Annotated in this window: 11 protein-coding genes; 6 read left to right on the forward strand and 5 right to left on the reverse strand. The window is 56.9% G+C overall.

What is annotated here, in order from left to right; translation table 11 throughout:
- Positions 1 to 187 precede the first annotated feature (187 nt).
- On the reverse strand, positions 188 to 1,351 hold the full coding sequence (locus tag GRX66_RS02175) for a sugar phosphate nucleotidyltransferase (RefSeq protein WP_159525052.1): 1,164 nt from the start codon (positions 1,349 to 1,351) through the stop codon (positions 188 to 190).
- Positions 1,352 to 1,625: 274 nt separating this feature from the next.
- A complete protein-coding gene (locus GRX66_RS02180; protein ID WP_159525053.1) occupies positions 1,626 to 2,555 on the reverse strand; it encodes an NAD-dependent epimerase/dehydratase family protein in 930 nt (309 codons plus the stop codon).
- A 225-nt stretch (positions 2,556 to 2,780) separates the two neighbouring features.
- On the opposite strand from GRX66_RS02180, the gene GRX66_RS02185 reads away from it, so the two are divergent.
- Both GRX66_RS02185 and GRX66_RS02190 read left to right on the forward strand, forming a co-directional pair.
- Positions 2,781 to 4,091 carry a glycosyltransferase family 2 protein gene (locus tag GRX66_RS02185; RefSeq protein ID WP_159525054.1) on the forward strand — a complete coding sequence of 437 codons (1,311 nt, stop codon included), beginning with the start codon at positions 2,781 to 2,783 and terminating at the stop codon, positions 4,089 to 4,091.
- Positions 4,084 to 4,941: a polysaccharide deacetylase family protein gene (locus GRX66_RS02190; protein WP_159525055.1), complete on the forward strand. Its 858-nt coding sequence runs from the start codon at positions 4,084 to 4,086 to the stop codon at positions 4,939 to 4,941. Before GRX66_RS02185 ends, GRX66_RS02190 begins: the two co-directional genes overlap by 8 nt.
- Before the next feature lie 759 nt (positions 4,942 to 5,700).
- On the opposite strand, the gene GRX66_RS02195 is transcribed toward GRX66_RS02190, so the two are convergent.
- Entirely contained in the window at positions 5,701 to 6,858 is a 1,158-nt protein-coding gene (locus tag GRX66_RS02195; protein ID WP_159525056.1) for a sulfatase-like hydrolase/transferase, read from the reverse strand.
- Between the two features lie 155 nt (positions 6,859 to 7,013).
- Here GRX66_RS02195 and GRX66_RS02200 point away from each other — a divergent pair, with 155 nt between their 5' ends.
- Genes GRX66_RS02200 through GRX66_RS02215 form a run of 4 tightly spaced genes read left to right on the forward strand, consistent with a single transcriptional unit; the run spans position 7,014 to position 11,022 of the window.
- Positions 7,014 to 8,144, forward strand: a complete 1,131-nt coding sequence (locus GRX66_RS02200; protein WP_159525057.1) for a glycosyltransferase family 4 protein — start codon at positions 7,014 to 7,016, stop codon at positions 8,142 to 8,144.
- A gap of 46 nt (positions 8,145 to 8,190) precedes the next feature.
- Positions 8,191 to 9,312: a DegT/DnrJ/EryC1/StrS family aminotransferase gene (locus GRX66_RS02205; RefSeq protein WP_159525058.1), complete on the forward strand. Its 1,122-nt coding sequence runs from the start codon at positions 8,191 to 8,193 to the stop codon at positions 9,310 to 9,312.
- A 20-nt stretch (positions 9,313 to 9,332) separates the two neighbouring features.
- The gene (locus GRX66_RS02210) at positions 9,333 to 10,382 is read left to right on the forward strand and encodes a lipid II:glycine glycyltransferase FemX (protein ID WP_159525059.1); all 1,050 of its coding nucleotides are present in this window, start codon (positions 9,333 to 9,335) and stop codon (positions 10,380 to 10,382) included.
- The gene (locus tag GRX66_RS02215) at positions 10,375 to 11,022 is read left to right on the forward strand and encodes a hypothetical protein (protein WP_159525060.1); all 648 of its coding nucleotides are present in this window, start codon (positions 10,375 to 10,377) and stop codon (positions 11,020 to 11,022) included. Before GRX66_RS02210 ends, GRX66_RS02215 begins: the two co-directional genes overlap by 8 nt.
- Positions 11,023 to 11,082: 60 nt before the next feature.
- On the opposite strand, the gene GRX66_RS02220 is transcribed toward GRX66_RS02215, so the two are convergent.
- Both GRX66_RS02220 and GRX66_RS02225 read right to left on the reverse strand, forming a co-directional pair.
- A complete protein-coding gene (locus GRX66_RS02220) occupies positions 11,083 to 12,624 on the reverse strand; it encodes a hypothetical protein (RefSeq protein WP_159525061.1) in 1,542 nt (513 codons plus the stop codon).
- Between the two features lie 393 nt (positions 12,625 to 13,017).
- A partial coding sequence (locus GRX66_RS02225; RefSeq protein ID WP_159525062.1) for a sulfatase-like hydrolase/transferase occupies positions 13,018 to 14,071 on the reverse strand: 1,054 nt, incomplete at its 5' end.

Raw genomic sequence — 14,071 nt, forward strand, 5'->3', positions numbered from 1 at the left:
GGATCGGTGATCGACCGTAATCTCAGGATAATTTCCTCTATGCGAGTGGGGGTGAATCGCGGCGTTCAATGAGCGATTAAATCCAGTACGAGCCGATGGTGCCGCTCAGGCTAACTATGACGAACTGCCGGGCGATCACTGGAGCTGGCCGCAGAAGGACTGAATCTGATGTTACTCGTGGTCTCTGTCATCCTCTCGTCACAGTGGCGTTGTCGTCGATGCGTCCCGAGACGAGCGAGGCGCTCCCGATGGTCGCGTGGTTGCCGATGATGGTGCCGGGCTCGACAGTGGCGTTTCCGCCGATGCTGACGTTGTCTCCGAGGAGGCCGCCGAAGGTGACGTCGTGGTAGACCGCATCGTTGAGAACGACGTCCGTCCTGCCGCCCTCGACGGTCGTGTTCGGGCCGATTGTCGTGTTTGCCCCGATGATGCAGTCCGTTAGGACTGCGCCAGCGTTGATCGTCGCGTCCGACAACACTACCGCATTTTCTAGTACTGCTCCAGGGCCGACGCTCACGTTGTCCCCGAGTGTGACGCCCGGGAGGATAGCTGCCTGTGGATGGACGGTGACGTCGTCCCCGATGGTCGCGGCCGTTGCGACGACTGCGGAATCGTCGACGGTAGTCGAAGGGGTGTACGTCGAGTCCTCTCTGTCGATTAGTGAGTCGTTTACTTCGAGGAGGTCCCAGGGTTCAGAGACGTCGAGCCACGTCCCACGGTATTGGACGGCCCTGACGCGCTGGTCGGCCATGAGATTCGAAAGCGTATCCGTCAGCGCCTGTTCGCCCCTGCTGTCGGTCCGGCGGATCGCAGCGAAGATGTCCGGACTGAACGCGTAGACGCCAGCGTTGATGAAATCCGACTTCGTGAGCTCGGGAATCGGTTGCTCCTCAATCGTTGCAACGTCTCGTCCGTCCAGTTCGACGACTCCGTACCGGCTCGGTTCATCGACGCGAGTGACGCTCATCACGGTGTCGTCTGTCTCGACGTGGCGGTCCCAGACGCGTTCGAGGAGTTCGCTCTCGATGATGCGATCGCCGTTCAGCGCGATGAACGACTCCCCGACCTGTGACTCCGCCTGGAGCAAGGCGTGCCCGGTGCCCAGTTGTTGCTGCTGGACGACGTACGAGATCTCGAGGTCGTAGTCGTGGCCGTTCCCGAAGTGACTCTGGACGCGCTCCTGGTTCGACCCGACAACGAGTACCACTCTCTCGGCGCCTGCAGCGTCCAGTGCGTCGACGATGTGTTCGAGGATGGGGCGGTTCGCGACTGGAATCATCGGCTTTGGGCGATTTTCGGTCAACGGCCACAGCCGCCGTCCCTTCCCAGCCGCCAGAACTACTGCTTGCATTATCGAGGTAATCTCTGTGCCGGTGTAAATCTCTTCGCACGGCGGCCGACCGGCGCGGGAGTAGTTGTTCTATGGAAATCATTTTAGGCGGAGCTTTCGAGTGGCCACCAATGGTTCGCTATCCTCGCCGTGTGCGGAACGCCCGCGTGAAATGCATCAGTTGCAACGCGCCGGCCGCAGAAACGACAGACGACCAGTTCGTCTGCGTCGAATGCGGAACCTCTGTTCTCGAACGGACGACAACGACCGACCGGGAGCCAATCGCCGCAGACGACTAATCCTCGGCGTTTGTGCGCTCGGACAGCGATCGAAGTCCCTCCCGGATCGAAATTGTCGGTTCGTACCCCAGTTCGGTTTGCGCTCTCGAAATGTCCGCGACACTCTCGTCGATGTCACCCTGACGTGGATCGGTATGCGCCGTTGGGGAGTTCGAATCGGCGAGCTCAGCGACCAGTTCTGCGAGTTCGTTGATGGTGGTCGACGTTCCCGTTCCGACGTTGTAAGCATTGCCGACGTGTTCGGTGGTCGCAGCCAGGAGGTTCGCCGCAACGACGTCCGAGATGTGGACGAAGTCGCGGGTTTGGGTGCCGTCTCCGTCTATCGTGATCGGGTTGCCGGTGCGGGCTTGCTTGCGGAAGATGGAGATGACGCCGGCGTAGTCACCGCCGGTTTGGCGGGGGCCGTAGATATTGAAGTAGCGGAGTGCAACGGTCTCGACTCCGTAGAGGTCGTGGTAGAGGCGGGCGTAGTGGTCGATTGTGAGTTTGTCCAGCCCGTACGGTGAGGTCGGCTCCTTCGACTCGTCCTCGGGAATCGGTACTGTATCCGGGTGTCCGTAGATTGCAGCACTCGACGCGAGCACGACGCGGAAGTCTCGCTGACGAGCGAGCTCCAAGAGTTCGAGTGTCGCGGTCGTATTCGTCTCGTGGGAGTCGACGGGTCGGTCTACCGATTGTTCGACGCTGACAATCGCGGCCTCGTGGAACACGATGTCGACGGACTCGGTCAGGTCGTCTAGGACGCCCGGTTCGCGAATGTCGGCTTCGTGGACCGTCGCGCCGTCCGGGACGTATTCGCGTTTCCCGGAGGAGAGGTTGTCGAGAATGGTGACGTCATTCTCGGGAAGCAGTGCGTCAGCGACGTGGCTTCCGACGAATCCCGCGCCACCGGTGACAAGGATATCTCGGTCCTCAATGTGAGCCATCGTCTCGGCGTCACGCTGGAGCACTATTAGAGTACTACTTAACGAATCAGCGAGGATAGAATAGACAGCCAAACCTTCATATTGTCGTGAATTTAAACAGCCGTTATGGGTCATTTCGCCGGGGCAAAGACAGTTAGGGGGAATCGACCGCCACAGGGCGGATCCACCGGGAGAAAATCTCGGTGCAGTGTGGGATGGGTGTAGATGACGTCGACAGACTCGGGTATGAAGCGAGAACCACGTAGCGAATCCTCGGCGAGCGAGGTCGAATCCGAAACGGGGGACCAACCGGCAATCGGTCTAGTTGCGGACGCAGATCCACGGGTGCTGGAAAACGTCGTCGAGGCCCAAGAACGCGGCTTTGATGTCCTCCTCCTCGATCCGAGAGAGAGCGGTTCGACAGTTGTGCGTGTTGCCGCGAAACTCGGGGCGGACGTATTCAGTCCGCCGGCAAAAGAAGTCCCGGACGCAGATTTCGCTCAGTACCTTCGATTGCGCGCGAACGCGAAAACCGACCGCGGCGTCATTGTCGCCACGGACAGCGCTCGACCGATTGACTTCGAGGAGAGTATCGCCGCACACCGGGATGGCGTGGAGGTCACTGATGCAGTGACAGTTGCGGAAGGCGACTCCGTCGGCGTCCTCGTTGGGGTGCCAGCGTACAACGAAGAGGGTGCGATCCAGGACGTCGTCGCTGAAGCCCAAGAGTACGCTGACGAGGTCCTCGTGGTCGACGACGCCAGCCAGGATGCGACGGCGCAGGTGGCTCGCAAATCCGGTGCCACGGTCGTCGAGCACACCCGGAACAAAGGGTACGGCGGTGCACTAAAATCAGTCTTCGAGGAAGCCGACGCATGGAATGCAAGCCATCTCGTTATTCTGGATGGCGATGGGCAACACGACCCTAGTGACATCCCCAAAGCAGTGCAGACCCAAGAATCGACAGCGGCGGACATTGTCATCGGCAGTCGCTTTGCAGCTGGCTCGGAGACGGACCTCCCGCTGTATCGTCGATTCGGGCTGTTCGTGGTGAACACGCTGACGAACCTCTCGATGGGTGTCGTTCGGCGAGATTCGTGGACGCGCGACACCCAGAGTGGGTTCCGCACGTACAACCGGAGTGCGATCGAAACCTTGAGTCAGGACAACTCCATCGGTGACGGAATGAGTGCAAGTACGGATATCCTCTTCCACGCCCACGAGCACGGATACGACCTCGAGGAGATTGGGACAACTATTGATTACGACGTCGACGATCCGAGCAGCCACAACCCGGTTAGTCACGGATTGACGCTCGTGAGTAACATCCTGAAGACGATCGAACGCGAGCGGCCAATGACAACCCTCGGGCTTCCCGGATTCACGAGTGCCTTCGTGGGGATCGGGTTCGGCTACTGGACATTCTCGAACTTCATCACCAGCGGTACATTCCCGATTGGGCTCGCCGTCACCTCGGTGTTCTTCGTCCTCGCTGGCATCTTCGCTTGCTTTACGGCCATCATTCTCCACTCGCTGAACACGCACCTCGATGACTGACAGCGCGACCAGTTGGGACGCGAACACCGGGAAGGGACGCGACTGCGAGTGGCCCGAGTCTCCCGTTGTGTACCTCACAGTCGACTACGAGTGCGACTACGGCACCGCGTTGACGGAGAACACCTACGGAGCGCTCGAGGAGACGCCGTGGCTCGCTTCGCTGCTCGAATGCCTCGACGTTCCGCTCACCTGCTTCGTGCAAACGGAAGTACTGGAGGAGAAACCTGAACAATTAGAGCGTCTTCGTACAGCTGATGTTCCTGTGACGTTTCATCCGCACTCTCACACTCATCGGCCACGAGGAGAAACCGACATCGGTGAAGAAGTTGCTGTATCAACAGCAGTTTACGAGGAGTTCTTTGGGAGGAGTCCTGTTGGCTACCGGTTCCCGAACGGGAACATTCGACCGTCCGATTACGAGCAACTCGCTGAGCATGGCTACGAATTTGACGCGAGCGTCTTTCCCTCATGGCGGCCAGGCCACTTCGACAACAGAGGCGCGCCGACGCGGCCAAAGTATCTGTCTGAATACGACCTCTTCGAGATTCCGTTCACCGTTTACTCTGACCGTGTCAGAGTCCCAACTGCGCTCTCATATTGCCGCCTCCTTGGTCGGCCATTCACAGAGCTATTACTTAGGAGACCACCACCGGTTATCATATTCAACATCCACATGCACGATATAGTCAATCCGTCCGCATTCGCTGAATTGTCTCCGCTGTACCGTGGGATTTACTCGCGAAACAGGGATTCGAAAGAGTTGTTCGCGTCCTCACTAGAGCGATTGCATTCTATGGAATTCGAGTTCCATCAGATTGACGACGCTCACACCGCGTTGAGGAACCAGTAGTACAGCGGTCTAATTATTAAGCGGGAGCTGATACCCCAAACTCCGTCATCACTTTCTTCGTCAATTTCCTCACAGCTCTTGTCTAGACTGGCGGAAAATTTCGTCGAGGAAGCAATCAATGAGTTCATGAACAGATGCACTCACGACGTTCACTGGCCGCACGAGATCGTAGAATCATAATCACTCTTCCAGGCAGGTGCCTCACAGGGCGGAATGACTCCTGATTAACGATTCCAAGAGTGACTAGAAGCCCGCATTTGATTGGGGTGAATATCAATATCTATTATATGTTTTATGGTGTATAAAGATGTTCGGTGGCCGCGCTCCATAGGTTAACATAGTAGATAGTCGTAGGTCCAAGCCGTTTCGCTTGTTCTCCAGGACGGGAATCACCAAAATGTTTAGTATCAACCTAGCACCCCATCGGCTTGTGAGCGACCTTGAACCTCGGGTAACCCCATCACAAAGTCCAATACTCCATAATCCTACAAACCACCGAAGACATTATCAGTAGTGGCTGAGGATTTCACAACTCAATTTAGTAGCGGAGTGCTTCCAAATTCTAAGTATCACTCTATCGTATATGCAACAGATCTAAAACGGTTTCGTCCGGCAAAAGGGAATATTCACCCCTCGGAACCGAACATCTTCTCGCTCCATACGCGCTATCTCGATATCCTAGCCGAGGATGCTCTTTCGAGATATGGATTCTGACAAGACGCTTGGACCAGACATGCAGGAACAGGCCAAAACCAGCATTTATAGATATCCCAGGTCTTCTAGATTCTCCTTCGTCGCCTGGTCCATGTCCAACTCGTCACGGCCGACAGAAACCGTTATATCGTCAAGCATCTTGCGAGCCTCTTTCGCGCTGAACCCTGGATTTCCAATCGAATACTGTCCTGAGAGCAAGAGTTTGATACCTTTTGGGTTTCTTGCGCGACGGACCTGGATACCGGCGGGGATTTTGGTCAGATAGCCTCCGAGCAGTTTGAGTCGTGCCCACGGATTAGATTCGTTAAATACCCTTCCTCCCTGCCAATCCCAGACGCTGGAGAGAGTGTAGTGGAAAGTGCCGCTGAACGAGGGATACGGCCGGTCGTAAAAATTCAGTCCAGTCTTCGCATCGAACACTGGGTCAAAGACAGGGCCACCATCCGTATTCGGGGCTGTGAGCGACCCCAAGTCCGCCACCGTCTCATGTAGATCGACGTGTCGCATCAGGTTAGGAGTATCCACATTGTCAAGTCCGGGATGGATCAATGTCGTTGGGACTCGGACGAGTTCAGGAGCGGCGGGATGAGACTCGCAAACGTGGCCATATTCACCCAGGAATTCGCCGTGGTCTGAAATAAACACAATCAGCGTGTCCTCAAGAATACCGCGGTCGCGAAGCGTGTTAATGACCCGGTTCCGAAAACGATTTACGGAACTGTCCACGGCCCGGGCGTAGTCTTCGCGCAGTTGTGACTCGTCGCCGGCATTCTGTTTGAGATAGGAGCGAACAGATCCTGTCGTGGCAAGTTCTTCATCGAACTCGTTGAGTGGTGCGTGACCGCCGGGGTCACGCATGAACCAGCCGAAGGGCTCCTCTATGTCCTGAAGGTCAACCCTGTCGTATCGGTCCAATAAGTAGTTGTAAATTTCGTTGTTGAAATTTCCGGATTCGGCGCTGATTCCAGTGTGTTCGAATGCGTCAAGGATGGTCGGCGTCCCTTTTGGCAAGGAGTCAGTAAATCCACGGACGCCGTGGTTCGGGAGGTAGAGTCCTGTGAGAAGGCTGGCGATAGAAGTCGGTGTGTGCAGCGACGACGCCAGCGTACGGACTGTCACACCCATCTCACGAACTGCATCTGGGTGGTAATCCCATCGAACGCCATCGGACATGAACACGACGAGATTCCGAAATTCAACCATTCGTTGGCGAACATTCGAAAAGGGGCCCAATGAGTATTCTGATTCGTGTAGGGATACCAAGATTGTTCAAGACTGAACCCGAAACCCTCGCGTCGTCCAACTATCCGCGATTTCGAAGGAATCATACACGCAGGCGAATCACTTTTGAACAGGAGATGAGGGTGCTTCACGCCACGGGGACGTTCCTGCCGGTCAAAGGGGGATGTCCGTACTTTATCCACCACCTGACCCGACACCTTGAACAGTGTGGGGACACTTGCCGTGTTGTTACGACCGACCAGGGTGGCGATGTGACGGCTGATACGGTAGCGACGGACCGGTCCGGGTCCCGGAAAGTAGCGGGGTTTCCCGTGTCACCTGGCTATCCACTTACGCTTCGCCGAGCCATCGCCGATTTCGAACCTGATATCGTCCACACCCACTATCCGCTGCCGTTCTTCCCGGAAACAGCGGCGCTGTGTGCTGAGCTCGCTGACGTACCACTCGTGTTGACCTGTCATGGGGCCTTCGAGATGAACTGGACGAGTCTAATCGGTGCGTTCGGTAGTATCTACAATCGGTCGCTGTTACACGCCTCGCTCCGGGCGGCGGACCGGATCCACGTCTCTAACGACGCCATCCCCGGCGAGTTCGGGCTGTTCGATCGCTACAAGTCGAAACTGACAACGGTCCCAATGGGCGTCGATACGGCGTGGTATGACCCAGATGCCGTCGACGGAGACCCGCCGTATCCGATTGATTCCGGTACGATGGTAGTACTTTTCGTCGGCACCTTCCGTCGATACAAGGGTCTTGACACCCTTATAGCAGCATTCGACCAAATAGAAGGAATCGATTCCCGCCTCGTTCTGGTAGGAGATGGACCGCTGCGTGAGGACGTCAAGGAGGCTGTTACCGAGCGGGGACTCGGGGGGCGCGTCACAATTACGGGCCATCTTAACGACGAGACCCTTCGACGGGCCTACGCTGGGGCTGATGCGTTCGTCCTCCCCTCTCCGACGATGTCCGAGAGTTTCGGGCTCGTTGCTCTCGAAGCGATGGCGATGGGGCTCCCGACACTCGTCACGTCGGAGAGTGGTGTCGGCCGCGTACTTGCTCAAGAGACAGCAGGAATCGTCGTCGAGCCAAACGCACCTGAAACGCTTGCACGCGAAATCGAGTCGATACTGACCAACAAACAGCGTTATCAAGGCCAGGTCAAGGCGGGCAAAACGCTCGTCGCCGATCGCTTTGCCTGGAAATCGATAGTCGAATGCTATCGGACCCTCTACCGAGAGGTGGCCTAATGGTTACCGCTGTGATTGTCAGCGGATTAAGGAGGGTGTGTTGAGCGTGCGAGCCGTAACCGAATGGATTCCAGTAGGTGTCCGCGACATCTGGGAAGCAACCAGCGACGACGAGTGTCCCACTGCCCCGGTCGTGGACCGAATCGAAGCCAACGTTACGTCGGAAATGGCATTTCCGACTGCACGCGCAGCACTAGTCGCAGCACTCACTGACGCGGGCCTCAACGCGGACGACGAAGTCGTTCTCCCAGCCTATACGTGCCACGCGCTTGTCTCAGCTGTCGAGGCCGTCGCTACCCCCCGGTTCGTCGATATTGAGCCGACATCGTTCACGATGGACCTGGATGCTCTCGCGGCTGTCGCTCCGACAGCCGTAGCTGTCGTCCCGGTGCACCTGTTTGGGGCACTAGTGGATATGAGTCGGATACGCGAGATTGCTGAGCAACACGACTTAGTCGTCATTGAGGACGCCGCACAGGCGCTCGGTGCCGCGGTCAGTACTTCGACGGTCGGTTCCCACTCCGATTACTGCGTGTTCAGCTTCCGGTTCTCGAAAGAGGTGACCACGCACAAGGGCGGTCTACTGGTTGGGTCGGATATAGGCCCTCTGACTCCAACATCGCCTGACTACACAGCGATACCCCGGCTTGCGGCGACGAAGGTTGCGGACGGCGCGCTGGGCGTGATACCCGGGCGCGTGTATGAACAGCTCCGGCGGCAGGTACTGGACCCTTTTTTTACCTCGACGGCAGCGGTCATCGGTGAGACCGCTCCACGCCCGTTGACACCGGCGCAGCGACGATTGCTCGACCGCCAGCTAGCCGAACTGGCCGACCGCGTCCAGACACGGCGTGACCACGCAAGGCGATACGCAATGAATCTGGAAGGCCCAATACAGATGCCGGTTGATTCTCCCAATCACACGTACTTTAGATACCCAGTCCTTGTGCCGCCGGAACAGCGGGCGAATATCTGTCGTGCGCTCCGCCGCAAGGGGGTCGGCGTCTCGACGATGTACGACTATACGGTCGCGCCGGAGGGAGAGGCCGACATTGCTGAGCGCGTTGCAGCCAGCGTGGTGAATCTCCCAGTCCACGCCGGCCTCGATACATCCACGGTCGAGCGTATCAGCACAGTTTTCAATCGCGTCATCAAACGTCACGGATGAGCGCGACGTGTGAGGGGAAGATGACCATTGAGAACTCGCTGGAACTCGTTTCGCTACAGGACGCAGACACCAGTACTTGGACGAGGATCGTCAAGTCTCACGACCAATCGACGCCGTTTCACACGCTAGCTTGGAAGCGTGCCATCGAGCGCGCATTCGACTACGACTCACGGTATCGTCTGGTTCAGCGTGACGGTGTAATTGTTGGTGTCGTCCCAGGTTTCGAGACCGGAGGCGTGTTCGGGACTGATATTGTCCAGCCGTTCTGTGAGTACGGCTATCCGCTGCTCGAACCTGATGTCGAATCAATACCGGTGTTGCAGGCCATGGCGAATGACCGCGGACGGTTCGACACGAGAATCGTCAAGGAGGCTCCCCAAAGCAGAATGGTCGGCTACAGCGACGCCGGGTTTGGGGGGATCCACACGGGCGTCACGTTCCGACTACTGCTCGACCGCCCCTACGAGGATCTTTTTGAGCAGGCTTTCGAGACGGAGGTCCGACGAAACGTCGGACTTGCACATGATGCTGGCTTGTCCGTTCGGACAGTTTCGGACCACCAAGGAATCACCGAGTACTACAACCTTTATCTGGCGACAATGCAGCGACTCGGGAGTCCGCAGTTTCCACGCTCGTTCTTCCACGGCCTGTTCGACGAGTTTGGTACGGACTGCACGGTGTTGCTCGCCGACCTGGACGGGACGGCCGTAGGTGGTGTCCTAATCCTCTCGCAAGGCTCTGAGAGCGTCATTTGGAGTAGTGCCTCGGACGAGGCACACTGGGATCGTTCGCCCAACCACCTGCTGTACTCGACGGCAATCGAAAGAGCCTGCGAAAAGCGGGCCGCGATCGATTTCGGGCGGACGAGTCCTGAATCGGGGGTGCACACCTTCAAGCGACAGTTCGGCGGCCGTGAGCGGAGCCTAGTGAGCATGGTGTCACCCCCACATCGGGTCGGTGCGGGGTCACTCAGCCAGTACCGCCACCTCGAATCGGTCGTGACACAACTGGCACCCTTGATTACGTACGATTGGGTCGGCCCACGACTCAAGGAGTGGATCCATGAATAGCATGATTACGGCCCTGCTCGTCGCGGGAGTGATTCTCGCTGTGACCAACGCTTACTGGTATCGGCGAGAGAAAGCACTTCGGGATGGACTCGAAACGAGCGTAGGATGGGACGAGACAATTGCGGGGTTAGACGGCGCCGATACCGCTGACAGACGACTCGACGCGGTTGCAGACATTTTGGATACATCCGTCGAGGACGTTCCTGCGGCCGCCAGGTCGCTGGATTCGAAGGTCCGTGACCTCCAGCGTTCTGTTGAGGAAACCCGCGAGACATGGGCCGGGATCGCTGCGAACGCACTGAGGACGGATGCAGTCGAGCCGGACGATGTGCTCGTCGTGCATCTGGTCGGCGGCACTGGTGAGGACGCCCGAGCGCTCTCGTCAGCTCTCGACCAAGACAATCTTACCGCCGTCTGTGCGCACGAAGACGTGACGTTCGTCCTGACAGCTGGAACCATGAGTGACGAGTCGGCCATCGCCGTCGCTCGGGCGGCAATGGTAGACGCTCCAGGTGGGGTCGGTGGGTCAGAGACGCTGGCTCAAGGCGGTGGCGATACCGACTGCTTTGACTCCATTGAGGAGGCCCTGGCGGAAAAGGCCGGCAACAATCTCACCGTCGTCTCGCTTGGCCGTAATTGAGTCGAAGAATACGCAAGGACCACGATAACGGCCATTAGCGGCGTTTCTACCGGTCCTTAGTCAGTTTTTGGTGGCGTTCGTGACGCGATAAATGTTCACGTTGCCGTTCTGGTAGATTCGGTTCGTCGTTGGGTCCGCTTCAAGTCGCTCGAAGTCCTCGCGGACGAACACGCCCCATTCGGGATGGACCTCCAAACGATTCAAACGGCCCGCAGCCGTGTCGATGTAGTAGGCGTCCCCGAACTGTGCACCGAGCGTTGTGTTCCCGAAATGGGGTGGGACGGTGGTTCGTCGATCGCCTGGTGCGTACCGGACGTTGTCACTTCGTCGTACTCGCTCTCTTGCCGTAAGGAAAAATTGCATAAACCGATCCGGTCGGCGGGCGAGCGTAACCGTTCCATGTTCCGCTGACTTATTTTCGAGATACCACTCCCAGCCGTCAAGTTCACTCTCGACAATATTGTTGTTGCCGGATGCGACCCAGGGGCTGCTCTGGAGGCTGGCCTGGTGCAGTAACAGACCTGCCGTGAGCGAACTACTTATGAGGAGAAATACAGCAGCAGCTGTTAGGAAGTGGTCTCGCCGTATTCGACGGACCCACCGAAACGACACGAACAGAAAGATACCAACGAACAGCGGAATAATCATCTTTATCATGAGAAGCGCTCGACCGTATCCGAGTCCGAGTCCTCCCCCGACAAATTCTAGCGGGGTCCAGAGACCCCCGATGGCAAATATGAAAAATAGAATCGGTGGAATTCGGGGGGTTTCAACCCTGTGTTGCGGGAGGAGAACAAACATCCCCCCAAGTCCTCCTAGCATAAGCAACAGTATCGTCGGCCCCCGCGTTTTGAGTACAAGGAGACCGAACTCGAATAAAGTGAACCCAAACTCCTCGAACAGAACCGATGTCTGCTGTGTCGCGGCGGAACCACCGGTCGCGGCCAAGCCAAACAGACGGCCTACAGCCATTTTGAAGTACGGCGCATGCGTCCACCAAAGGTAGCCAGGCACACCGACGAGGAACGGTAGGAGGAGCACTACTCCTGAGAGTTTTCGTAACCGGATGACTCCAAACTGGGGGAGCCACTCGCGGAGTCCTGGCAAGTGGAGTATCACCGCAAGTCCTGCGACGAAAGTCAGCATCACTGGCGGGAGTTGGTGGAAGGGCCACAGTGAGACGGCAACTACTACGAACAGGAATAGAAAGCGACGACTCTCTGCCACAGTGGTCACTCGTGCCAGAAGGAGTAGCGCCAGAACAAACAGTGTCTCGAAGGCCATGTTTGACGGTGCGATACCAGTAAAAACCACCAACAAGGCGCCATAAACGCCGTACACGCCGGGGATGTTGTAGCTCCTACAGAACGTTCCGGATAGGAGCAAGAAGACGAAGGCACTGAACAGATCTACAACGCCAAACGCAACGAAGGATTCATTGAACACCAGAAGGGTCCTGGTGACGCTATCGAGTACGATGAACAGGAGATGAAACATCGGCCGGTACTGATTGCTGAAGTGTACACGTGAAGTAGAGATGATACTTCCGTGGAACTGAATCGTCCTAATGTCGCCGGCATGTGAGAGCATATCGCCGGCCATTATTTTATACCCCAAAAGCAATGGCAAGACCATAACGAGCAGAACTTGAGTAACAACTGGCAATAGCGCCAATAGTGCCGTTCGATGTCGCTCACTGGAAAGATAACATAGGGAGAGAATAGTTCCAGAAACGGTAGCGAAGATGGCGAGTGCGAGGAGGGCGTCTGGTAGCTGTCTGTACACCGAAATCTGATATCCGTTTCGGAACTGGAGGATGGTAAGAATCTCAATCGACATAACGACCAGTGCCCACGATACCAGCAGCTTCTGTACACCTGCGGTATCAAACGGGAGTCGTTGATGTAAAGAGACCATTCGGTTCTTTATTTTGTGTCGACTGTTATCATACTTATATTGTACGTTCGAAATCTCACAAAATCGACAGCGTTGCCGTCACATTTTGTAGCCGAGTTGCTCCAAGCGACGCTCCGCCTCGCGTGTGAATCCACCTTCCAGGCGTGGCAAAGCTGACGGCTCCGTGACAATCGACTCGGCATACTCAACGAGGGGATCCGGGACTGTATCCCCGTTGAGTGGGCACCGCTCACCGCGATCGCTGGCGACGTGATAGCCCGTGTCGGTCGGCGTCTCGATCACGCTCATATCAGCGTCCGGTGTTAGTGAGCGAGTCACGTACTTATACTCCCCATTTCTCACTGCGACGGAGTGGCCGTGACTGTCCAGCGCGTCCGACACGACTGGGACATCTGCTGTCTTGTCATCGAAGTGTGTTTCATACCCACTTGATGAGGGAAAGTCCGGAGGATTGATGCCGACCATCTCAGCAATGAGTTCACCGAGCCAGGCCAACGAGAACGGGTGTGAAATGCGTTTAGACTCACCAGAACAGTTGTCAATGAGCAGTGGAACGTGGAGAAGTTCGTCGTAGAGATAGTGGCGCGGATGGCCGTACCTGTCGCGATCGAACAAAGCCTCGCCGTGGTCGCCGGTGACGACTAGGCAAGTGTTCCCCCAGACGCCCTCCTGTCGGAGATTGTCGATAATGGCACCAATCTGTCTATCGACGTATCGAACAGCATTATCGTATATAACCTCCGAACGTGCGTCGAACTGGTTTGTAGATGCGTGGCTGTCGACCGCGAACTGTTGCCGGAGAGAATATCGATGGAGTGTGTCATCGTTATTAGCGACCGTCGGATGGATTGGCCGGTGAATGTCCATTAGATGCGTCCAAGCGAAAAACGGGGCGTCGTTAGCTTCAATATTGTTGGTGAGTGCTTCGACGACGGTTGAACCGCGGGCAGAGGGCCACTCAGTGAGATACTGGTAGTATCGGCTAAGGGCGACGACTGGAGCGCTTTCGGCCAGTGATCCTTTTCGAGATTTAACGCTGTCAGATAGAGTCGCCCGTAACGAACCAGCACTACCTTCATCTCCGCCAGTCGCTCGGTCTGTCTTGCCATCTAGCCGGAGATTTTCGAATTCG

It is taken from the genome of Halobacterium bonnevillei, assembly GCF_009831555.1.
GTDB classification, from domain to species: domain Archaea; phylum Halobacteriota; class Halobacteria; order Halobacteriales; family Halobacteriaceae; genus Halobacterium; species Halobacterium bonnevillei.